This window comes from Rudanella paleaurantiibacter (assembly GCF_009184635.1).
Classification (GTDB): domain Bacteria; phylum Bacteroidota; class Bacteroidia; order Cytophagales; family Spirosomataceae; genus Rudanella; species Rudanella paleaurantiibacter.
Genome location: NZ_WELI01000002.1, coordinates 888397 through 911292, shown reverse-complemented (window position 1 = coordinate 911292; position 22896 = coordinate 888397). Strand labels below are relative to the sequence as shown.

Annotated in this window: 16 protein-coding genes; 7 read left to right on the top strand and 9 right to left on the bottom strand. The window is 55.2% G+C overall.

Annotated features, from left to right (window positions below):
* Positions 1–48: 48 nt before the first annotated feature.
* Positions 49–762, top strand: a complete 714-nt coding sequence (locus F5984_RS08585; RefSeq protein WP_152123815.1) for a DUF2306 domain-containing protein — start codon at positions 49–51, stop codon at positions 760–762.
* Positions 763–1036: 274 nt separating this feature from the next.
* Here F5984_RS08585 and atpC read toward each other — a convergent pair whose 3' ends face one another.
* Both atpC and atpD read right to left on the bottom strand, forming a co-directional pair.
* Positions 1037–1282 carry an ATP synthase F1 subunit epsilon gene (gene atpC, locus F5984_RS08580; protein WP_019988925.1) on the bottom strand — a complete coding sequence of 82 codons (246 nt, stop codon included), beginning with the start codon at positions 1280–1282 and terminating at the stop codon, positions 1037–1039.
* Positions 1283–1404: 122 nt separating this feature from the next.
* Positions 1405–2925 carry a F0F1 ATP synthase subunit beta gene (gene atpD / locus F5984_RS08575; protein ID WP_152123814.1) on the bottom strand — a complete coding sequence of 507 codons (1521 nt, stop codon included), beginning with the start codon at positions 2923–2925 and terminating at the stop codon, positions 1405–1407.
* Positions 2926–3215: 290 nt separating this feature from the next.
* On the opposite strand from atpD, the gene malQ reads away from it, so the two are divergent.
* Positions 3216–4751 (top strand): 4-alpha-glucanotransferase, encoded by a 1536-nt coding sequence (malQ, locus tag F5984_RS08570; protein WP_152123813.1) that lies wholly within the window; start codon positions 3216–3218, stop codon positions 4749–4751.
* A gap of 71 nt (positions 4752–4822) precedes the next feature.
* Here malQ and F5984_RS08565 read toward each other — a convergent pair whose 3' ends face one another.
* On the bottom strand, positions 4823–5746 hold the full coding sequence (locus F5984_RS08565; protein ID WP_152123812.1) for an SPFH domain-containing protein: 924 nt from the start codon (positions 5744–5746) through the stop codon (positions 4823–4825).
* A gap of 293 nt (positions 5747–6039) precedes the next feature.
* Between F5984_RS08565 and F5984_RS08560 the strand changes: the two genes are divergently transcribed.
* The 4 genes from F5984_RS08560 to F5984_RS08545 all read left to right on the top strand — a co-directional run bounded on the left by F5984_RS08560 (position 6040) and on the right by F5984_RS08545 (position 11797).
* Positions 6040–6813 (top strand): HNH endonuclease, encoded by a 774-nt coding sequence (locus tag F5984_RS08560; RefSeq protein ID WP_152123811.1) that lies wholly within the window; start codon positions 6040–6042, stop codon positions 6811–6813.
* 45 nt (positions 6814–6858) lie between these two features.
* Positions 6859–9909 carry a tetratricopeptide repeat protein gene (locus F5984_RS08555; RefSeq protein ID WP_152123810.1) on the top strand — a complete coding sequence of 1017 codons (3051 nt, stop codon included), beginning with the start codon at positions 6859–6861 and terminating at the stop codon, positions 9907–9909.
* A gap of 114 nt (positions 9910–10023) precedes the next feature.
* Positions 10024–10740: an ABC transporter ATP-binding protein gene (locus tag F5984_RS08550; RefSeq protein ID WP_152123809.1), complete on the top strand. Its 717-nt coding sequence runs from the start codon at positions 10024–10026 to the stop codon at positions 10738–10740.
* A 439-nt stretch (positions 10741–11179) separates the two neighbouring features.
* Entirely contained in the window at positions 11180–11797 is a 618-nt protein-coding gene (locus tag F5984_RS08545) for an SGNH/GDSL hydrolase family protein (RefSeq protein ID WP_246168871.1), read from the top strand.
* Between the two features lie 137 nt (positions 11798–11934).
* On the opposite strand, the gene F5984_RS08540 is transcribed toward F5984_RS08545, so the two are convergent.
* From F5984_RS08540 to F5984_RS08530, 3 genes are all read right to left on the bottom strand, one after another.
* Complete coding sequence (locus F5984_RS08540) at positions 11935–13242, bottom strand: APC family permease (protein WP_152123805.1); 1308 nt, start codon at positions 13240–13242, stop codon at positions 11935–11937.
* Positions 13243–13380: 138 nt separating this feature from the next.
* Positions 13381–14415, bottom strand: coding sequence for a galactitol-1-phosphate 5-dehydrogenase (locus F5984_RS08535; protein ID WP_152123804.1), 1035 nt, complete (start codon positions 14413–14415; stop codon positions 13381–13383).
* 48 nt (positions 14416–14463) lie between these two features.
* Positions 14464–16536, bottom strand: coding sequence for an McrB family protein (locus tag F5984_RS08530; RefSeq protein ID WP_152123803.1), 2073 nt, complete (start codon positions 16534–16536; stop codon positions 14464–14466).
* Between the two features lie 104 nt (positions 16537–16640).
* Here F5984_RS08530 and F5984_RS08525 point away from each other — a divergent pair, with 104 nt between their 5' ends.
* Positions 16641–17564 (top strand): hypothetical protein, encoded by a 924-nt coding sequence (locus F5984_RS08525; RefSeq protein ID WP_185155451.1) that lies wholly within the window; start codon positions 16641–16643, stop codon positions 17562–17564.
* 5 nt (positions 17565–17569) lie between these two features.
* On the opposite strand, the gene F5984_RS08520 is transcribed toward F5984_RS08525, so the two are convergent.
* The 3 genes from F5984_RS08520 to F5984_RS08510 form a co-directional block, all read right to left on the bottom strand.
* Entirely contained in the window at positions 17570–20566 is a 2997-nt protein-coding gene (locus F5984_RS08520; protein WP_152123800.1) for an FAD-binding and (Fe-S)-binding domain-containing protein, read from the bottom strand.
* Positions 20567–20778: 212 nt separating this feature from the next.
* Positions 20779–22095 (bottom strand): adenosylhomocysteinase, encoded by a 1317-nt coding sequence (gene ahcY, locus F5984_RS08515; RefSeq protein ID WP_019988939.1) that lies wholly within the window; start codon positions 22093–22095, stop codon positions 20779–20781.
* A 123-nt stretch (positions 22096–22218) separates the two neighbouring features.
* Complete coding sequence (locus tag F5984_RS08510) at positions 22219–22896, bottom strand: GDSL-type esterase/lipase family protein (RefSeq protein WP_152123799.1); 678 nt, start codon at positions 22894–22896, stop codon at positions 22219–22221.

Sequence of the window (22896 nt, the reverse complement as noted above, 5' to 3'; positions counted from 1 at the left end):
GAAAGCTCCCTGCACCTTTGTGACAACTAATCGCCAACCAAAGTTGTCATGAAAACGCTCGTTTCTATTCTGCTCATCACCCATATTATTGCCGGAAGCCTCGCCCTGTTGCTGGGCCTTGTGGCCATGCTTGCGCAAAAGGGCAGCCGCCTGCACAACCGGGCCGGACGGGTCTACGTCTGGTGTATGACCTACGTAGCTCTGTCGGCCGTTTTGCTTTTTGTGGTGCAGCCCTTCACGATATTTCGGTTGTTCCTGACCGGGGTAGCTGTTTTTAGTTTTTACCTGAGCACCACCGGATACCGGGCCGTTGTGCTGAAACGGGCCGGGCTAAGCCTGGCCGAGCCACCCACCTTCGACCGTTGGCTGACCTACCTCACGTTGCTGGTAAGTATAAGCATGATTTGCTTCGGGGTGTTTCTGATTACTTCCGGCGCGGGCTCGTTTATGCCTATTCTGTTCACGTTCTTTGGCGTGTTTACGCTGGTGTTTGCTTTACAGGACTTACGCCAGTTTGGCAAGCCTACCGAAAAAATGCACTGGTTTTTCGGACATTTCACCCGCATGGGCGGCTCGTATGTTGCAGCCCTTACGGCGTTCATCGTCAACAACAACGCGCGAATGCTCCCTGCCAACGCACCCGACTGGGCGCACTTAGCGGGTTGGATTGTTCCTTCGCTGGTTGGCGGAATGCTGATTGGCCGAACAGTGGCCCATTACAAAAAGAAGTTTGTTGCCAAAGAGACTATGGTGGTCGCTTAGGGCTTGATAGTTAAGCTTAATGTGAGTTATGGATAATACGCACGGCAAAATCCCTGTCCTACAAGTAGTTGCTGACGCAAGGGCCTTCGACAGGCTCAGGCTGACGGGCAGCTCACAAATTTGCGGTCAGCCCAGACCGCGTGCGGTTGAGCCTGTCGAAGGCCCTGGCGTCAGCTATTATGCATAGTTCACGTTAAGCTTATACAAACAGAAAACCCGAACAGCGCGCTGTTCGGGTTTCGGATATACTCTAAAATTTATTAGCGAAGCAAGCTTAAGCGACAACGGCTTCGGCCAGTACCAGCACGCGGTTGCGGAGTACCTCAACTACGCCACCGTCTACGATAAACGTTTGCTGGCCCGATGCTGTCTGAATCGTTACAGGCCCCTTTGCCAGTGTGCTAACTAAGGGAGCGTGGTCGTTCAGTACCTGAAACTGCCCCTCAATACCCGGAAACGTTACGGCCGAAGCCTCGCCGGAGAAAACCTTACGGTCGGGGGTAATGATGTCGAGAGTCATATCTGAAAAGTTTACAGTTTACAGTTTGCGGTTTGTAGTTGCGCGGAGCGGTTTTAATCGCATAGGTCCCCACGGGGAACCGCAACTGTAAACCGTAAACTGTAAACTGACAACTATTTTTATTAAGCAGCTTCTTTCAACAGACGCTCGCCTTTGGCAACGGCATCTTCAATGGTACCTACGAGGTTGAAAGCAGCCTCGGGCAGGTGGTCGTACTGACCATCAATGATGGCGTTGAACCCTTTGATCGTATCTTCGATAGGCACGAGTACACCTTTCAGACCGGTAAACTGCTCAGCCACAAAGAACGGCTGCGACAGGAAGCGCTGCACCCGGCGGGCACGGCTTACTACCAGCTTGTCTTCTTCTGAAAGTTCTTCCAGACCCAGGATGGCGATGATGTCCTGCAATTCTTTGTAACGCTGCAGAATCTGCTTCACGCGCTGAGCCGTGTTGTAGTGCTCGTCGCCGAGGATTTCGGCGGTCAGAATCCGCGACGTAGAGTCGAGCGGGTCAACGGCCGGGTAGATACCCAGCTCGGAGATTTTCCGGCTCAATACGGTCGTAGCGTCCAAGTGAGCAAACGTAGTTGCTGGCGCGGGGTCAGTCAAGTCATCGGCAGGTACGTAAACGGCCTGTACCGAGGTAATCGAACCACGCTTAGTCGACGTAATACGCTCCTGCATGGCACCCATTTCGGTAGCCAGCGTAGGCTGGTAACCTACGGCCGAAGGCATCCGGCCCAACAGAGCGGATACTTCCGAACCAGCCTGGGTGAAGCGGAAGATGTTGTCGATAAAGAACAGGATGTCACGACCCTGGCCGGTGCCGTCGCCATCGCGGAAGTGCTCAGCAATGGTCAGACCCGACAAGGCTACACGGGCGCGGGCTCCGGGAGGCTCGTTCATCTGACCGAAGATAAAGGTAGCCTGGCTTTCCTTCATTTCTTCCAGATCTACTTTGCTCAGATCCCAGCCGCCATTTTCCATGGAGTGCTTGAAATTTTCGCCGTACTTGATGATACCGGCTTCGATCATTTCGCGTAGGAGGTCGTTTCCTTCACGGGTACGCTCACCTACACCAGCAAATACCGACAGACCTGAGTAGGCCTTGGCAATGTTGTTGATCAATTCCTGAATCAATACGGTTTTGCCTACACCGGCACCACCGAACAGACCAATTTTACCACCCTTTGCGTAAGGCTCCAGCAGGTCAATTACTTTGATACCTGTAAAGAGAACTTCCGTTGACGTTGCCAGATCCTCAAACTTTGGAGCTGCGCGGTGAATCGAGAGACCACCCGTGCTGGCTGGCTGCGGGATACCATCGATGGCCTGACCTACTACGTTGAACAACCGGCCTTTGATACCATCGCCGGTAGGCATGGTAATCTGACCGCCGAGGTCAACAACAGCCATGCCACGCTGAAGACCTTCGGTTGAGTCCATGGCGATGGTACGCACACGGTCTTCGCCGAGGTGTTGCTGGCATTCAAGAATAACCTTTTGGCCGTTGGCTTTCGTTACTTCGAGGGCATCAAGGATAGCCGGGAGCCGAGAACCTTCGCCCTCAAAGCTCACGTCCACGACCGGACCAATCACCTGAGTGACTTTGCCCGTATTAACTGCCGTTTCCGTAATCATTTGGATATGATGTATGTCTAAAAGAGTGAACCCGGTATTTGGGACTGCAAAATTAGGAGAAAAACCGCGTAAAGTAAAGATGCAACCTTAACTTATTCTCAGAAGAAAGTAGAGGATGGGGGTTGAGAATTAGGATTTTGGCGATTTATACGAACAAATCAGGCCCCGAGCGATTTTGTACAAAAGAAAGTTTGCACAAAAGCGATGGGTGCTGAACGAAGCATGATGAACGGGCTCCCGCCTGTTTTTATCGCTTCACGCTCATCACGCATCGCTCACGACTCAACGTTATGCTCCAACAACGCTCAAGCGGCCTGCTGCTGCACATTACCTCATTGCCCTCTCCGCACGGTTTGGGCGATCTGGGTACCGAGGCTTATCGCTTCGTCGATTTTTTATCGGCTGCCGGACAAACGTACTGGCAAATTCTGCCCACTACCCCGGTTGATCCCGGTGCCGGTTTTTCGCCCTACAGCAGCCCCTCCGCGTTTGCCGGTAATGTGCTCATGATTAGCCTCGACAAGCTGGTTGAGGAGGGTTTGCTGACGGCCGAAGAAACCCGGTCGGCGGAGCTGCCCGTTAGCAACCGGGCTAACCTTTGGCGGGTATCGGAGCGTAAAATGCCCCTACTTCGGCGGGCCGCCGATGCGTTTCGGCGAACGGCCAACAATACGCAACTAATCGACTATGAGCTTTTTTGCCAACAGGAGGCTCATTGGCTTACTGATTATGCCCTGTTTACGGCTCTGCAACAGGATACCGGTGAGTACTGGTGGGTGCGTTGGGCGCCCGAACTGGTTCGGCGCGAACCCGAAGCCCTCGCCCGCGAACTCGACCGGTTACGCGAACCAATCGAGGAGATTAAAGTGCTTCAGTTTCTGTTTTTCAGGCAGTGGAACGCGCTGAAAGACTATTGTTTTGCCCATCGGATTCATATCATTGGCGATATCCCGATCTACGTGCAGCACAACAGCCCCGATGTTTGGGCGTTTCAGGACCTGTTTAAACTTGACGATGAAGGAATGCCCACGTTTGTGGCCGGGGCTCCACCCGATATGTTTAGTGAAGAGGGCCAGCGCTGGGGTAACCCGGTTTACGATTGGCCGAAGCACGAAGAAAGTGGGTTTCAGTGGTGGATTCGGCGGTTACGGCATCAAATGAAACTGTACAGTCTGACCCGGCTCGACCATTTTCTGGGCTTTGCGGTGTATTGGGAAATTCCGGCTTCGCAACCTTCGGCCCGTATCGGAGAGTGGATAAAGGCTCCTATCGACGCCTTCATGGATACTATGTACCGGCAGTTTGGGCATTTGCCCGTCATTGCCGAAGACCTGGGTGAGCGTGCCCCCGATGTACAGCCACACCTGCGTCATTTTCAGATTCCCGGTATGCGTGTATTGCAGTTTGGGTTCGGGGCCGACGTAGCTACGTCGACGCACGCTCCGCACAACCACGTAATCAATACGGTCGCGTACACGGGCACGCACGATAACCCTACTACGTCGGGCTGGTGGGTAAAGGCTTCCCCTGAGATTCGGGCCAATGTAAAAGCGTATCTGGGTATCAGGCCAACGGCCGAAACGGTTACGATCCATCTGAACCGTCTGGCGATGTTGTCGGTGGCGCGTCTGGTCATTTTGCCCTTGCAGGATGCCCTGAATCTGGACGAGTCGCACCGCATGAATACGCCGGGCGTCGCTACGCCCGGCGAAGCGACGCCCGACTCCGGCAGTGGGAACTGGTCGTGGCGATACACGCCGGATCAACTCACTGACAACGTGGCCGAGGGCCTTCTGAAGCTGACCCAAATGGCCGGACGGATTTAAAAAAGGCGAATGCCAGAGGTTTACAGCTCTGGCATTCGCCTTTTTTAAATCCGTGTAGGGTCACTGCCTGGTCATTTGGGGGCAATTTTCATTTGCTCAACGGCCAGCAACTGCTTCATGGTTTTTTCCATGCCTTCGGTTGAGCCGTCGAGGAAAATGACGTTACCCTTCCCGTTTTCAGCAAAATGTTTGATGGCTTCGGTCCAGATTGAAAACAGAATGAGCGACGCATCGAGCTCGGCGGCTGTCATCACCTTAGCCGACTCGGCCATACCCTTGGCTACTTCTTCGCGGAACAAGGCGACCCCTTGCCCCCGTAGTTGAGCGGCTGTTTTCTCGGCTTCGGCCGAAATTTTGATGGCGTTACCCTCGGCCTCGGCGGCTTTGGTCTTGGTAATGAGCAAGGCCTGCCCTTCGTTTTCGGCGGCCGCTTTTAAATTCGACGATGCTACTACCTGTGCCATTGAGCGCATGATGACCTCGTCGAAGGCAATGTCGTTCAATTGGAGGTCGATTAGGTGATAGCCCCAGCTCTCGAGCAGCGTGTCAATCTGTGATTTTACGTGCTCGATAATTTCCGACCGCAACGCCAGAATTTCGGACTGCCGTTTGGTGGCCACGAAACTACGAATTGAGCCTTCGATGGTACGGGTCAGAGCCTGCATAAACGAGGCTTCGTCGATAAATTTAAAGGCGACATTTTTGATGGTTTCCTCTTCCTGATTGAGTACTGAGTACACCAGCATGGCCTTGAAATTGACATTGGCCTGATCGGCCGTGATAGCCTGAAACGTCAGTTCGGCCGACCGGTTCTGGATCGATATGCGTCGGTAAATGACTTCAATGAATGGAATCTTGAAATTTAGACCTGGTGCCATCACCCGGGCGTATTTGCCAAAAATGGTGATGACGGCCACGGTGCCCTGCCGCACAATAGCTATCGAGAAAAAGCCAAGTATCAGGAGTAAAAACAGAAGGATAAAGAAAAAAGTCATAGCAGAGTTGGTTAAGCGTTACAGCAGACAAGGTACGTAATTGATAAACAACCCCGTATGGGTAGTTGGACAAACGGTTCGGGGGCTTTGTGCCTGGTTGGTAGGGCTGACCGTCAGGTGTAGATACGCTACGTTAGCAGAATCTGGTCAAGATTGGCGGGCGATATAACGGTGGTGGTAGTGCCGGGGTAATTGTCGGTGAACGTTTGCGCGAATCGTGTTTTGGTGTTTGATTGATTTTTAAAAGGTCATTTCAAGAATATGTCTCCAAATCAAAAACGGTACCTTCGTGTATGGCAAAATCTCCTAACTGGACCCGCGAAGAACTTATTTTAGCCTTCAATCTGTATTTGAAACTCCCGTTTGGGCAGATGCACAAAGGCAATCGGCAGGTTATTGAATTGGCACACCTGCTCGGCCGACGTACACCAGACTCCGTTGCCATGCGATTGACCAATTTTGCCAGCGTCGACCCGTATCATCAGCAACGTGGGGTCAAAGGCATGAGTGGCGGCTACAATCAGGTGAAGCCTATCTGGGATGAGTTTATCCATAATCAGGAAGAACTGGTTTTTGAAAGCGAGCGAATTCTGGCCCATTTTCGAGGAAAAACGATTGAAGAAACACACCCTGAGATCACGTTTGATCTGAAAGGCCTCAAAGGCGAGACCAAAACACGACTGGTGAAGACACGCGTCAATCAGAGCGTTTTTCGGCAGATGATTCTAAAAACCTATCAGAGCCGTTGCGCTATATCGGGAATTGATTTGCCTGAATTGCTGGTGGCGGGGCATATTGTGCCCTGGGCCGATGACGAGCGTAACCGCCTAAATCCCGAAAATGGAATCTGTTTGTCGAGCCTGTATGACCGTGCCTACGAAAAGGAATTGATCTGTATTGATACGGATTACAAACTACTTCTTTCAAGACAGTTGAAAGAGCACACCTCTAAAAACTATTACGGGGATATTTTTGGCCGGTACGAGGGAAAAGAGATCACCCTGCCTCGTCAATACAGACCGCACAAAGACTTTTTACAAGTTAGATTAGAGCGATTTATTCGGTGAGGTTGAGTAAACGCACTAACCCGCTCACTGTTACGTTTCCTCTGCATGCGTTCTCTGTTTTTCTGGAAAGAGTGGAGCCAAACCTACCGGCTTCCGTATCTCAATAGCTTATTTTTTCTCTCGCTTAGTCTCCTTTTATTCGGTGCCGCCTGGTACCGGGGCGTTGCCAACGTGGTGCAGTGGGATGTCCTGAGCGAACTCATCGACCTGCCCACCACCATCCGTACCCTGACCGATGGCCTGTTCGATTACAACGTACCGGGCAAAGCCTATGCCGTGTCGGAACAGTTTGTGGCCTCGGTCATGCAGGTACACCCCTGGATGGCTACTGTGCTGCTGGGAGCCTTGCTGATTGGTTTTGCCGGGGTGCTTAGTGCCGCTACCCGCCTGAGCCGCATTCCGTTTCTGGGAATGATGACGGCCTTTATTCTGGTGCTGGCTGTGTGCCGGTTCGAGACGCTCGAAATTCCGGGGCTTGACGGCCAATATGTATTTGGTATTCTGGCGTTTGTGCTGGGCTCGGTGGCGTACTACTTCCACGCGTTCCGAGCGGATATTCCGATGCCTGCCCGGTTTGGGGTGTTTGGCCTGTTGCTCATCGGCCTGACGTTGGGGTTGGGTGCCCTTTCGCCCGTACCTCATCCGGCTCTCACGGTGGTCAGCTACGGCATGCCCGCCTTCATGCTCGTGAGCGTTGGGTTTATTCTGTTTATCGCCTTCGAAATTATTGCCGGATTGGTCTGGATAACGTCGGCTAACTTGGCGCCCACCGTCGGCCAAAGCGGTGGCTCGGCAACCCGCCGGACGTTTGGCCTGCGGAATTTTGTCCTGCTCACGAGCCTGTATCTGGTCAATCTGATGCTGGTGTGGCTTCAAAACACCAAAACACTGGAGTTGGATTGGCTTACGGTGAGCCCGTTTCTAATTTACCTGACGTCGTTGCTACTGGGTATATGGGGCTACCGGCGGCAGGTTGAGCAGCAGGAAGCCGTGCCTTTTGCCGAGTCGGGTGCGTTTTTATACGTCGGGCTAGGCCTTGTTACAACGGCCACGATGACCTACGCCTTTGCCACGGCCAACGACCCCATTGTTGAAATGTTCGAAGACGCCATCGTGTACAGTCATCTGGCTATGGGAACGGCGTTTGTACTATATGTGCTGTATAACTTCAGACAGTTGTTTGCCAAAGGGCTGGCCGTGCACCGGGTGTTGTACAAGCCCAAACAAGCCGGCCTGACCGTGTTTAGGCTGGGTGGGCTGGTGGTGTTTGGGGCTTTGCTGGGCGGGGCCAATCTGTTTCCGGTTCGGCAGGCGATTACGGGCTACTACAACGGGCTGGGCGATTTATACATGGCTTCGGGGCAGTTGACCTCGGCACAAGCGTTTTACCAGTTGGGGGCTGAGCAGGAGTTTCAGAACCATAAATCGAACTATGCCCTGGCTTCGCTGGCCCTGCGCAACAACGAACCGGGCAAAGCCGCGTATTTTTTCAATCAGGCGTTGCTCAAACAGCCTAGCCCGCAGGCGTTTGCCGCTCTGAGCAGCACCTATCAGCAAACAAACCTGTTTTTTGAAGCGATCAAAGCCTTGCAACGGGGGCTGAGTCAGTTTCCGAAAAGTGGGGAGCTGCAAAACAATCTGGGGTACCTTTACAGCCGCACCAGCATTGCCGATTCGGCCTATTATTATTTTCAGACGGCGGTAGCCAATACCAGCCGTACCGAAGTGCCTGAGGCTAACCTGCTGGGCCTGTACGCCCGTAACCCGCAGGTACTGGCTACCGACTCCACGCTGGCCCGACAAACTGACCGTTACGAGTACGAATCATACCAGGCCAATGCGTTGGCTATCAGGTTGGTGGCTCGCCCTGATACAGCCGGTCTGGCCCCGCCAACCTGGTTGGCCGCCGAGCCGCCCGTAGCCGATAGCCTGTTGCTGACCGAAGGCCCCGCCGGGCTTAGCGTAGGCCGATTTGCCAGTTTGTACAACTACGCGCTGGTATCGCCCCGCCCCGACTCCCTTCTGCTCAAGACCCTGCAACAACGTGGCCGTCAGGTATCCAACCAGGACTTTGCCGACGATCTGCTGCTGGCGCAGGCGATGGTAGCTTACCGAAGCGGGCGGCCCGCCGATACCTTTACACTGTTAAGTCAGCTGGCCGATGGTAGCCCCCGCACGGCCGAAAGTTACCGCACGGCATTGGGGCTGTTGCTGATGGACAGCGGCTTGTACCCCAAAGCAAACCAGATGCTGGAGTTGAATACCGATACCCTTTCGATGTACTACCGAGCCCTGACCCTCACCAAAATGGGCGATTTGGTAGCCGCCCAATCGCTTTGGGAAACCGCCGGTCGTAATGATGCCGGGGTTGCCGGGCTGAAGCAAATCTTGTATCAGGAGCGGCCACCCGTATCGGACCTCGAAAAAGCATTTTACGTCAGCTACCGCACCGACGACCCCAACCGGGGCCGTTATTGGGAAACCATTCGGGATGCCGACCTCAAAACGGTATCGGGAGCTACCCTGATCGAGGAGTATCTGGCGACGCGTCAGCCATTCTACGCCCAGATGATTCTGAGTCAGATGGGCAAACCTGCGCAACTGAGCCCGTTTGCGCTCTCGCTCGAAAACCTGAGTGCCTTGCGCATCACGGTGTTTCGGAACAAACTACCCGCTGCCGACTCGATGAGCCGTGGCTTTTTTGCCCTGCCCCACCGGGCCGAGCGGCAGTTTTTGCTCGGTACAGTGCTGGCCCGTAACAAAAAAATGCCCGAAGCCGACCGGGCCTTTGCCGAGGCTCTCCGGCTGGCTCCGCTCGATGCCCAAATTGCGACGGGAGCGGCCCGTTTCTGGCAACAACAGAAGCAAACCGACCGGGCGTACCGGGCGGTGGTTGGTGTGCTGGATTACAACGCCCGCGAGCCCGAACTCTGGAAAACGTACATCAGTCTGTGCCTCGAACAGCGCCTGACCGACTACGCCGAAGATGCCCTGCCGCAGCTGCAAAGCGCAACCTCTCCTGCCGATTATCAGGCTTTTCTGGCAGACTATCAGCAAAAACTGACGTCAATCGAAAAGCAGCGTCAGACGTTTTAAGAAAAATGTAGTTTTGGTCACGCAAACCGTACCGACCGCAAGCCACCGTTTGCCGGTTGGCTACCCGGCCATCTGTACACAAAAACGGCGTCTTAATCCCCGACCGCATTCCGAATGAATATCATCGAAACCCGCAATATTGCCAAGCGTTACGTAATGGGCTCAGAGGTCATCGAAGCCCTCAAATCGGTCACGATTGATGTAAAAAAAGGTGAGTATGTCGCCTTCATGGGACCGTCGGGCTCCGGCAAATCGACCCTGATGAACATTGTGGGTTGTTTGGATACCCCAACCTCAGGCTCGTATGTGCTCAACGGCAAAGATGTGAGCAATATGACCGAGAATGAGCTGGCGGAGGTGCGGAATCAGGAAATCGGGTTTGTGTTCCAGACGTTCAACCTGCTACCCCGCCAAACGTCGCTCGAAAACGTGGCCCTGCCGCTTATTTACGCGGGTTACACTAAATCGCAGCGAATCGAAAAGGCGATGCTGGCTCTGAAAAACGTAGGGCTCGAAAACCGGGCGGGGCACCGGCCCAATGAGCTCTCGGGTGGTCAGCGGCAACGGGTGGCCGTAGCGCGGGCGCTTGTCAACGACCCCAGTATTTTGCTGGCCGACGAACCGACGGGTAACCTCGATACCAAAACGTCGTACGAAATCATGGACCTGTTCGATCAGATTCACAGTAAGGGCAATACCGTAATCATGGTAACGCACGAAGAAGATATTGCTGAATACGCCCACCGGATTGTGCGGCTCCGTGATGGTCTGGTCGAAAGTGACCGCGCCAACGAACACGTTCGCAAGGCCCGGTCGTTCATGGGTGCTTAACGCGGGCGGCCGGTATTCTGGTTTTGGGCAAGACCCAGCAGCCTAAAATCTGTGTGGCTAATCTGTACGTAGATAATTCAGTACTGAACAAAATGTCCAGTACTAAGGAATTAGCGCGCGGATAGCACGGATTAAGCTGATCTTCGCGGATTGGCAAAGAGAATCGGTGTATAGCTACCCGATCCGCGTCATCCGCGTTTAATTTGTATTCATTGGCTAAGTCAATCGCTTACTTGTACATCTTGTCCAGTACTGCGCGTGGATAACACAAAAGGCCAGGCTGAATGGTTGCCCAAAAGCCCGGCCCATCCGTCGAAGACAAACTATGCGTAGCCAAACAATAGCAAAATCAATTCGTACCGGCCTCGGCGTTTCGGCCCGTGGCCTTTCGACCATACGGCGGCTTTGCGCCGTATGGTTTCTCTTTTCGTGTACTACTATGGAACCTTCGGCTCCTCATACCTTCTCGATGCTGTCGCTCGGCGACTCATACACCATTGGCGAGAGTGTTGACCCCAAAGACCGCTGGAGCGTGCAGTTGGCCGGCATGCTGCGCAATGGGGGAATCGACGTGGCCGACCCTGATATTATTGCCCGTACGGGCTGGACAACCGATGAGCTTCAGGCGGCCATTCGGGCGTCGGGTAACACCAAAACCTACGATTACGTCTCATTACTAATCGGTGTAAACAACCAGTACCGGGGGCAGAGCCTCGAAAAATACCGGACGGAGTTCCGGCAGCTGCTTCAAACCGCCATAACGTTTGCCAAAGGGAATACTGGGCGTGTGTTTGTTTTGTCGATACCCGACTGGGGCCGTTCGGCCTTTGCGCGGGGCCGCGACCGGGAGCAAATCGCCCGCGAAATCGACGCGTTCAACGCAGTGGCCAAAGACGAGTGCGGCAAAGTGGGTGTCGTTTTTGTCGACATTACGCCTGTTTCGCGCGCGGCCGAGGGCGACGCGAGTCAGTTTGCCGACGATGGCCTGCACTACTCCGGCAAGCACATGAAAGGGTGGGCCGAACTGGCATTGCCCGTTGTGAAGAGCCTGAAATAGAGTTTTTGGTTTATTGCGGCCGGCGTTCCGGTTTTTAGTAGCCGACGTTTCGGTTTTTGGTTCAGCCTGCAACCAGAACAACAAACCGGAACGTCGGCCGCAATAAACTCAAAACCAAAAACTAAAAACCTCCCTCCTCACTGCCGGATAAGCCGATAAACCGGGTAGCTGAGTGCTACAAAAAGCAGGGCGTACATGCTGCCAGTTGGGTCGCCGAAGACGGCACCTACCAGAAACAGAATCGAAACCACAAGCAGGGTCCAGGTACTGAAAGGGTAGCCCCACGCTTTGACCGGACGGGGTAGGTCGGGCTCGGTTTTCCGCAACCGAATGAGCGACGCAAACCCGGCCGCATAACACGTCACAAAGAAAAACGTGGCAATGTCCGACAGCTTGGCGTAGGTGTTGGTCAGAATCATCAGCACCGACATAGCGGCCGTCAGAATCATCGCCAAACCCGGCGTGCCACCCGCATTGACCGATGCAATAGCCCTGAAGAACAGACCATCGCGCGCCATTGCAAAAATGACCCGTGGGTTAAACATGATCTGGGCGTTGATAATCCCCATAATCGAAATCATCAGCAAAAACGTCACAACCTGCGCGCTGCCTGGCCCGAACAAGAGCTGAATGGCGTCGGCCGCGGGGAGTTTTGAGCTGGCCAATTGTTCTATCGGAAGCACGTACAGCAGGGCCAGATTGACCAGCAGATAGATTCCGATGATGAGCAACACCCCGCTAATCATAGACCGGGGTAGGTTTTTGTTGGGATTGACGTCTTCTTCGGCGAAATACGCGGCCGTGTGCCAACCGTCGTAGGTATAAAAAACGGCCTGTAAAGCCGCCAGTAACCCTACCCAAACGCCTTGCTGCGCCAGAGGTTGTACAGATACCGGCCCGGCAACGTTGGCGCTTTCCGGTGTGAAGACAAAACAGGCAATCACGAATAAAAGCAGACCAACCGCCTTAAAAAAGCTCATAATTTCCTGCGCCCGGCTGGCCACGCCCACCCCAATCCAGTGGAAGCCGACAAACAGGGCGAGAATCCCGATGGCTACCGGCTTGAGCGAACCGGCCAGGCTCGGCACCAACAGACCGATGTACTCGCTCATGACCGAGGCCCCAAACGCCATGGCCGAAATGCTTCCCAGCCAACTGCTAATGCCAATCACAAACCCAACATAATCGCCAAATGCCCGGCGTGCATACACGTACCAGGCCCCCGCTTTGGGCAGCATAGTACCCAGCTCAATAACCGACAGCGACCCTACCAGCGCGTACACACCTACCAGCAGCCAAACGGCAATAATGAGCGTTGGGTCGCCCAGTTGCTGCGCAATGGGGCCGGGTTTGCGCAAAATACCGGTGCCAATGGTGCCGCCAATGGTCACGGCAATGCCGAAGCCAACCCCAAGCAGTTTAAGAAGCGAAGTTCGTTTGGCCATGAAAAGGGTATATGAGATGTCATCTCGTTTCGAGAGATGACATCTCTGGTTAGATCATTTTGGAGAGACTCTCTACTGTCCAGTGCTACGTTTGAGAGATGTCATCTCTCAAAATGAGATAACATCTCTGGGGACCAATTAAGGCTTAAGCACAACTTTCATCAGTCCTTTCTCGTGGCTGTAGAGCCGGTCGAACCAGGCCGCGCCTTCGCTGAGGGGAACCTCGGCGCTCAGAATGGCGCCTACATCAATCTTTCCCGATGAGATAAGGGCCAGCGAGGCTTCGTACTCTCCATTGATGGCGCACGAACCCTGCAAGCGCAGTTGCTCGGTTACAATTTTCTGCATCGGAATCTCAACCGTTGGGGTCAGGTTGCCCACCAGCGTAATAGTGGCCCCCTTCCGAACGCAGGCAATGGCGGTGTTGATGGTGGCATTGGCCCCGACCACCTCAAAGGCTACGTCGGCTCCGCGCCCGTGTGTGAGTTGTTTTACCCTGGCGGCCAGTTCGGGTTCGGTGCGTGCGTTAAACGTATGAGTAGCCCCAAGTTTGAGCGCCAGCGCCAGCCGGTCGTCGTCGAGGTCGATAGCGATGATGGGCGCAGCCCCGGCCAGTTTGAGGGCCTGAATTACAAATAAGCCAATCATACCTGCGCCCACTACCACGGCGGAGTCGTTCAGTTGAAGCGGAGTAAGGCTAAGGGCGTGCAGGGCTACGGCCACCGGCTCCACCATAGCCGCCTGTGTGAACGTGACGTTGTCGGGGATTCGGTACATAATATGCTGGGGCACTGTCACGAACTCGGCGAAGGCTCCATGACGCCGGAAGTTCGGCGTTGATACGCCCACCACTTCGCGGTCGTCGCTGAGGTTGTACATGCCCCGGCGGCTGTACCAGTCATCGAGTTTGTACACCGTCGAATCGAACGTAACTCGGTCGCCCACGGCCCATTCGTTAACATCAGGGCCCAGTTCGGCAATAATGCCCGAAGCCTCGTGACCCATAATAATCGGGGGAATGCGTCGGCCGCTGCTGCCATCCATACCGTGAACATCGGAGCCGCAGATACCCACGGCCTGCACCCGAATCAATACCTCGCCCGGTCCGGGTTTAGGCACGGGCATTTCCTGAAAATCGAGTTGCTTGTATTGGTTTAGGACGAGTGCTTTCATGATTTTGAATGAGCGATTGAGTGAATGAGTGAATAGGGGCAGAGCGTTTCACTCTTTTGCTCTTTCGCTCATTGGTTTCTGGTATATAAAAATGAATGCTTCTTTCGGGATTTGCCCAAACTCACCGACGGTCAGGTGTGGGTTTATTTCGTAGGTCACTACTTCATCCATCTCGTTGGGGTTTTCGCCAAACAACTCACGCGATAGGGCCGGCGTGTACTGTTTTTTTACCCATATAAGTCGTTGTTCAGGCGTTTTACTCCACGCCTTGTGGTCGCCCAGCACGAGCTGAATTTTATGCCAGTCGCCGTAGAAATACTCCTGTAGTAGCGGGATAATGGTATCGCGGAACACAACCGCCAGGGCATCGAGCGAATCGACCCCCATGAGGTATGCATGACCAATCTGATGGTCGCGGTCGTAGAGGTACTCAATGCGTTCGTTCAGGGTGCGCAGCAGAGCCGCCAAATCAACTCCATCGACCATACCCAGCAGGGCAGGGTTGGGCAATACCTCCCGAAAGCTGAACCGTCGGCGCAGAGCCAGGTCGAGCAGGGCAATGGAGCGGTCGGCGGTGTTCATCGACCCCACAATGTACAGGTTGGCAGGCACACCAAAGCGTTCCTGCGAGTAGGGCAGCGTAAGCCAGAGTTCCTGTTCGTGCCCAAGCCGCTTGCCCTCTTCCAGCAGCGTAATCAGCTCGCCCAGCACCCCGGCAATATTGGCCCGGTTTATTTCGTCGATGAGCAACACATGCGGAGGAGCCTGCCGGAACCGCCGTTGCCGGTTGGCGGGTGTGTCGTTCAGGCAGTCGGCCATGGTGGCGTAGCCTGCCAGTTGCAGGGCGGTGAGGCAGGCCCGGTGAAAAATACCTTTGCGCACCCGGTATGTTACTTGCCCCTGAAGCGTTTCGGGCCGGATGCCCTCCACAAACTCTTCGTAGCTGTACGAGGCATGGAACGTGACAAAATCGGCCCGGTGTTGGGCGGGGCTGTCAGTGTGTAGCCAATTGTGCTGTAACGAAAAGGTTTTTCCGGTACCCGGCGGGCCGTACAAAATGAGGTTACGCGGCTGATTGAGGGTTCGAACCGGCTCGGCGGGGGCCTCGGTTCCGTAGCCGGCGGGGGCTTCTTCAACCCGATTGTCGAGTTCGGGCAGGCCGGCTAATTGTCGGATTGCGTTGAACTGTTCGGACGTCAGCTCCCAATTGGTCATGCCCTGTGGGTTTTCAAAAATCCGCAACGGAGCCAGCACCGGATGTTCGCGTAATTGTGCCCGGCCAATGGGGTTGTCGAGCAGTTTTTCGTCAAACAGATACTCAACGGCCAGCCGGTCGCCTGTAAACCGGTCGGGCGAGCGTACGTACGCCGAGGGCGACTCGACCGCCCGAACCGTTGGGTCAGACGTAACGGTGCCGAACGCGTAGATACCGCCCTGTGCGCCCGATACCAGCACCGCAAACCGGTCGCCGGAGCGCATCACGGTTTTGTTGATCTGACTCACCCGAAAGGTGCCGCCCAGCTCGCCCGCTATCTCCCCCAGCATATCGTAGTATTTGGGGTACGCATGAAACACCCAATAGCGGGACGGCCCGGCGTTTTGTCCGTACTGAAACGTTTGATTCAGCAGGCTTTCCCGAACGGCATCGTCCTCGGCCATGTCGTACAGGGCCGGGTTGTGCAGGGCCTTGTGTGGCCCCCGGCGGGCCGTTTCGGTTAGTTCGAGGAGGCAGTCCTGCCAGCAACGTTGCAGGGCAATATTTTGTAGGAGATGCCCGTCCGATTCACCTAGCACGGCATAGGCATACGGCGAATTGTCGGAAAGCGGGAGAAACGAAACCTCTTCGGCTTCGATCCGGTCCTGACATTCACGTTTGATAAGCAGCCGAAACTCAGCCTCGCTGTTGCGGGCGCGCAGCAGGCGCAGAGCCGGAAAAAAATTGATGTTGGCCGTGAGGTCATTGTCGCGGCCTACCACAAACGCGAGCCGGGCATCGCCATTGGGCAGGTTGACCACATCGATTAGCTCTTTCAACAGGCCGAAAAACCGTCGGATAGCTTCGGGTTGCCCAATGGCCCGCATGCGGTCGGTCAGAAGTTGCTGGTGGTCTTCGGCAATCATGCAAGGAGTAGACTCAGGATGGCTAAAATACGACTTTTTCGCCGGAATCTATTGATTGCACCCGCCGAAGGCTGTAGATTTAGGCTGATAAAACCAACGCCGGTTTGTCGGTCAGCTCCTTGTTTAAGGGCTTTTCTGCTCAGGTCGGCCAACTACCCGAACTGCTCGTTGTGATGACCTGCCGCCTTTCTCTACTGACTATTTTTTGCCTTTTGCTGTGGGTTGGATGTAAAGACAAACCCAACCCGGAGCCAGTGCGGTGTGCCGTGGTGAGTGTGACCGACCAGCTCGATGCGGGTGGCCGCCTGACCGATCAGATGCTGCGGTCGTTTACCTACACGGCGGGGCAGCTTACCCAACTCGCCGAACGCAACACCGACCGGCAACTGGCCCTGACGGTTGAATACAGTACAAACGGACAGTTGCTGCGGGCATCGACGGGTAGGTTTGCCCTTTCGTTCGACTATACACCGGGGCAGACGTTGCCCAGCCGTGCTACGTCGATTCAGGGGGGAAATCCTCTGGCGGTTTACGATTTGGCCTACTCGGCCAACAACAAACTGGCGCGGGTGTTTGAAAACCGGCAGGTGCTGGCCTCCAACTCACTCGTGCGCTCGCGAGAGTACTTGTTTACCTACGACGATAACGGGAATCTGCTCACCGAAAAGCTTAAATCGACGCTGAACGACCGAACCACTGTGGAGCAGGAAACCGATTTTACCTACGGCACCGGTATGGGTCCTATGGCCAATTTTGCCCAGCCGGTGTTGCTTACAGTGGCTGCGTTGAGCCAATATGTCGAAACCATGCCCGCGCAGTTCTGGCAGCAGCGGATTCTGAAAGAGTACAAGACGTACAATGCCCGCAACGGTGTGCGGAGTACCGTGCGCGAAACAGCCACATTTACGCCCTCCCTCGACGGCGATAACCGCCTGGTTGGTCAGGAGCAAAACACGGTGAGCACCACGGGCAGTGGCCAAACCTTCACGCGACGCAACAAGCTGACCTTTGCGTATGGCTGTCAGTAGGCGGTTTAGGCCAGGGCGTCGTACAGAATCTCGGCGGGGTGTTGTGCCTTGCGGCCGGTTCCGTCTTTGATCTGATGGCGGCAGGATGTGCCGGGCGCGGCAATCAGCACATCGTCGGCCGAGGCTCGCACCGCCGGAAAAAGTACCAGCTCACCAATTTGCATGGATAGCTCAAAATGCTCGGCTTCATAGCCAAACGAACCCGCCATGCCGCAACAACCCGACGGAATTAGCTGGGTACTGTAGTTCTTGGGCAACGATAGAATTTTACGGACCGGTACCAGGCTCGATAGGGCCTTTTGGTGGCAGTGACCGTGAATTTTTACCGTTCGGGTATCGGCTCGGAATTGTTCAGGGCGTACCCGTTTGGCGTCGGCTTCGCGGGCCAGCCACTCCTCAAACAGATACGTGTGTTGGGCAATGCGCTGGGCATCGGCTTTCAGTTCGGGTGGCACCAGATCGGGGTATTCGTCGCGGAAGGTCAGAATCGCCGACGGTTCGAGACCTACCAGGGGTGTTTGCTCCGATACCGAATCGCGCAGCAACGTCACGTTCCGAATGGCGAGTTTACGGGCATCGTCAACCAAACCTTTGGACAGATACGTTCGGCCGCTTTCGGCTGTTTTGGGTATCTGCACGGTATAACCCAGTCGTTCGAGCAGCTTCACGGCTTTCTGCCCAACTTCTACATCGTTAAAATCGGTAAACTCGTCGATATAGAGCAGGAGTGAGGGGGTGTTATTGCTCGGTCGGTTCGCGCCCAGGCTTCGGCTCCACTTCTTTACCGTTTGGCTCGCCAGCCGGGGCATGGTACGGTCGGGGTGGAAGCCCACGAGCCGGTTTGCCAGTCGGCGGAGGGCGGGGCTATCATAAATGGCATTGTACGCCCAGGGGGCCAGGCTCGCCAGTGACATCAGGCGGGTGAAGTTACCCACCAATCGGGCGCGCAGCGGCACCCCTTTCTGGTGGTAGTGCTGCTGGGTAAACTCGGCCTTCATCCGGGCCATATCTACGCTGCTGGGGCATTCGGCTTTACAGGCTTTGCACGACAGGCAGAGGTCGAGTACTTCTTTAACCTCCTCAAAATCGTGCGCCGACGGTTGCTGGGTGTCGGTATAAAAATGCCGCAACATATTGGCGCGGGCCCGCGTGGTGTCGCGTTCGCGCCGGGTAGCCATATAGCTGGGACACATGGTTCCGCCCGAAAGATGGGTTTTACGGCAATCGCCAGAGCCAGAGCATTTTTCGGCCAGTTCGAGCAGACCACCATCGCCCGAAAAGTCGAACACCGTAGCGGGCTGCGGCACAACCCGGTCGGCTTCGTACCGTAAAAAAGCGTTCATCGGGGGTGTGTCGACCACCTTGCCGGGGTTGAAAATACCGGCCGGGTCCCACAGGTTTTTGAGGGCGCGGCACAGTTCGTAATTGGCCTCGCCGAGCATAAACGGGATAAACTCGCCCCGCAACCGACCATCGCCGTGCTCGCCCGACAGCGCCCCGCCGTACTTTTTGACCAACGCGGCCGTATCGGCCAACAATGCCCGGAATTTGGCCTGACCTTCGCTCGATTTGAGGTTAATCAGGGGCAAAACGTGCAGCTCGCCCGCTCCCGCGTGAGCCGAGTATTCGAGGGTGAGGCCGTGTTTGTCGAGGGCCATGCGGTCCAGCTCGTCAATGTAATCGGGCAGGTCAACGGGGTCAACGGCGCAGTCTTCAATTACATTCGCGGGTTTGTCGTCGCCCGGAATATTGTACATGATGCTCAGCCCCGCCTTGCGTAATGCCCAAGGTTTCAGAGTCTCGTCGCCTTCCAGAATCGGGTAGGCGTAGCCCATATTTCGGGCGCGGAGGTCGGCCACGAAGGCTTCGGCCCGGCTGCGGGCGCTCTGCGAACCATCGGCAAAAAACTCAACCATCAATACCGCTTTTGGGTCGCCTTCTACCGGGTGGCGTTCCACAAATGCGCGGTTTTTGGTTTGCTCAATGTTGGTTTTGGTCAGTTGCAGAATATAGTCGTCGACCAGCTCCGAGGCCGCACAGCGGTGTTCAAGGGCTACCAAATTGGCCTCCAGCGACTGACGTAACGTGGTGAAATGCCCGCACACCAAGGCCACGTCGCTCGGCGGCACCGGTAGCAGGTTCAATCGGGCTTCGGTAATGAGACACAACGTTCCCTCCGACCCGGCAATGAGGCTGGCAAAATTGAACGTTGCCGTTGCCGGGGCTGATGGCTCGAAAAAGGGCACCAGTTCATCAACCGCATAGCCCGTATTCCGGCGTTTTACGGTTGGTTTGGGGTAGCCATCTTTGATATTCTGAATCGTAGTTGGGTCCGACAGCCAGGTCTTAAACTGCTGATACAGTTGCTGTTCGAGTGGGCTGGCTACGTTTTCGCCCCGGCACTTGGCCTCGTACTGATCGCGGGTGAGCGTACCAAAGACCACCTCGGTACCGTCGCTCAGGATAGCTCGCACCTCAAGCAGATGGTCGCGGGTGGTGCCCCAGATAATGGAGTGCAGGCCGCAGGAGTTGTTGCCAATCATGCCGCCAACCATCGCCCGGCTGGCTGTAGAGGTTTCGGGGCCAAACAAAAGCCCGTGCGGCTTCAGAAATTTGTTCAGATCGTCGCGAATAACGCCCGGCTGTACTCGTACCCAACGCTCAGCGGTGTTCAGTTCCAGAATCTGCCCAAAGTATTTCGAGATGTCGACCACAATGCCGCTACCCACTACCTGCCCCGCCAGCGACGTGCCGGCTGCCCGTGGAATAAGCCCGACCGGTGCGCCCGGTTGGCTATGTTGACGCGCAAACCGAACCAGCTGCTTCAAATCCTCTGCTGATTTGGGCAGTGCTACGGCTATGGGCGTTTCCTGATAAACCGAGGCATCGGTGGCGTAAAGCTTGCGCTGCGCGGTGTGTTCGGGTGAGGCATCGAAGTACAAATCACCTTCAAATGATTGGCGGAGCTGGGCAAAGGGTAGGTTAGGGGCAACGAAGAACATAGCACGGGGTGGTGAAATCCGGTGCAAAGATACGATTAGCAGGGCGGGTTTTATGAAACGAAAAGCGCGACCCCAGAACCGGGGTCGCGCTTTTTGGTATAGACGCAAAATATTGCCTCTCACATCCGGTAGGTTACATCCGTCAGTTTTTTCAAACATGGCCAAAGAATGGCTGACGCATGTGAGCGCAACATGTTGCGTCTCTACCGATATTAATACCGGTACATTTCAGCCTTGAAGGGGCCTTCAACCTGAACACCGATGTAGTCGGCTTGCTCTTGCTCCAGCGGCTCCAGGCGGGCGCCTACGTGCGCGAGGTGCAAAGCAGCTACTTTCTCGTCGAGTTTCTTCGGAAGAACGTACACCTTGTTCTCGTACTTGTCTGAGTTAGCCCACAGTTCGAGCTGCGCCAGTGTTTGGTTCGAGAACGAGCATGACATCACAAACGAGGGGTGGCCCATAGCGCAACCCAGGTTTACCAGACGGCCTTCGGCCAGTACGATAATCTCCTTGCCGTCGATTTCGTACATATCCACCTGCGGCTTGATTTGGCTCTTCGTGTGACCGTAGTTGTCGTTCAACCAGGCCATGTCGATTTCGTTGTCGAAGTGGCCGATGTTACAAACGATTGACTTGTCGCGCATGGCCCGGAAGTGACGGTCTTTGATGATCCGAACGTTGCCCGTAGCCGTTACGAAGATGTTGGCGCGGGTTACGGCCTCATCCATCGGAACCACTTCGTAGCCATCCATAGCGGCCTGCAGGGCGCAGATGGGGTCAATTTCGGTCACCAGAACCCGGCAACCGGCCCCACGCAGCGACTCAGCCGAGCCTTTACCTACGTCGCCGTAGCCCGCTACAACGGCTACTTTACCAGCCAGCATAAGGTCGGTAGCCCGGCGGATCGCGTCGACGAGCGACTCGCGGCAGCCGTACTTGTTATCAAACTTCGACTTCGTTACTGAGTCGTTTACGTTGATAGCAGGCAGGTGCAGCGTACCGTTTTTCATCCGCTCGTACAGGCGGTGAACCCCCGTAGTGGTTTCTTCCGACAGACCCTTGATGCCCGAAATCAGCTCAGGGTACACGTCGAACACCATGTTGGTGAGGTCGCCACCGTCGTCCAGAATCATATTGAGGGGCTTGCGCTCTTCGCCGAAGAACAGCGTTTGCTCAATGCACCAGTTGAATTCTTCTTCGTTCATGCCTTTCCAGGCGTACACCGGAATACCCGCAGCCGCAATAGCAGCCGCAGCGTGGTCCTGCGTAGAGAAAATATTACATGACGACCAGGTTACGTCGGCCCCGAGTTCAACGAGTGTTTCGATCAGCACGGCGGTTTGGATAGTCATGTGGAGGCAACCCGCAATACGGGCACCGGCCAATGGCTTGGTTGGGCCAAACTCCTGCCGAAGCGCCATCAGGCCGGGCATTTCAGCTTCAGCCAGTTTGATTTCTTTGCGGCCCCACTCGGCCAGCGCGATGTCCTTTACTTTGTAAGGAACGTAAGCGGATGTTTGCGTTGACATTCTCCGAACTTGTTTGTTTTTCCAGTTGGTAATCAGTACCCAACCGGCGCGGTTTCTAAATAAAGTGCAAAATTAGGTAAGGCTTGGCAGAAACCCTAAAAGGGCTATACTGAATATGCCAAGTTACTGCACAAAGGGCCGCAGTACCTGCCCCCACAATGTATACCCGTTGGCATTCATGTGCAGGCTGTCCGATTTGAATAATTCTCCCTTTGGCTCACCGTTGGCCTGAATCATGACCGGCACAATGTCTACAAAGTCGGCGCGTCGTTGCTGCCTCAGAAACAGCCGAATCCGTTCGTTGGTGGCATCTACTACCGGGCGGTACTGCCGACGCGACGGGCTGGGCTTAATCGAGATAAATGTAAACTGAGCACGCGGCAACGCTTTCCGTACATACTGGAACAAATCGACCAGCCGATTGTAGGTCTGCTCGGCGGTGGCCCCGGCGGCAATGTCGTTCTCGCCCGCGTACACAACTACCTGTTTGGGCTTGTACCGGATAATAAGCCGGTCGGCAAAGTGCCGGACATCGCTCAGCTCAGACCCACCAAAACCCCGTTGCAGGAGCGTGTGCCCCGGGAAAGCATCCGACAGGTTTTCCCAAAGCCGGATAGACGAGCTACCCGTAAACACAACCGCTTTGGTGGGCGGGGGCGTTTTCCGGTCAGCTTCCTCAAATTTGGCAATCTCGGCCTCAAACTTGTTTGCCTGGGCCAGTACACCGGCGGGGAAATAGGCCAGCCACAGCAGGGCGATAAGCCGGCCAAAGCGGGCAATGGGGTTTTGGTTGGTACGCAT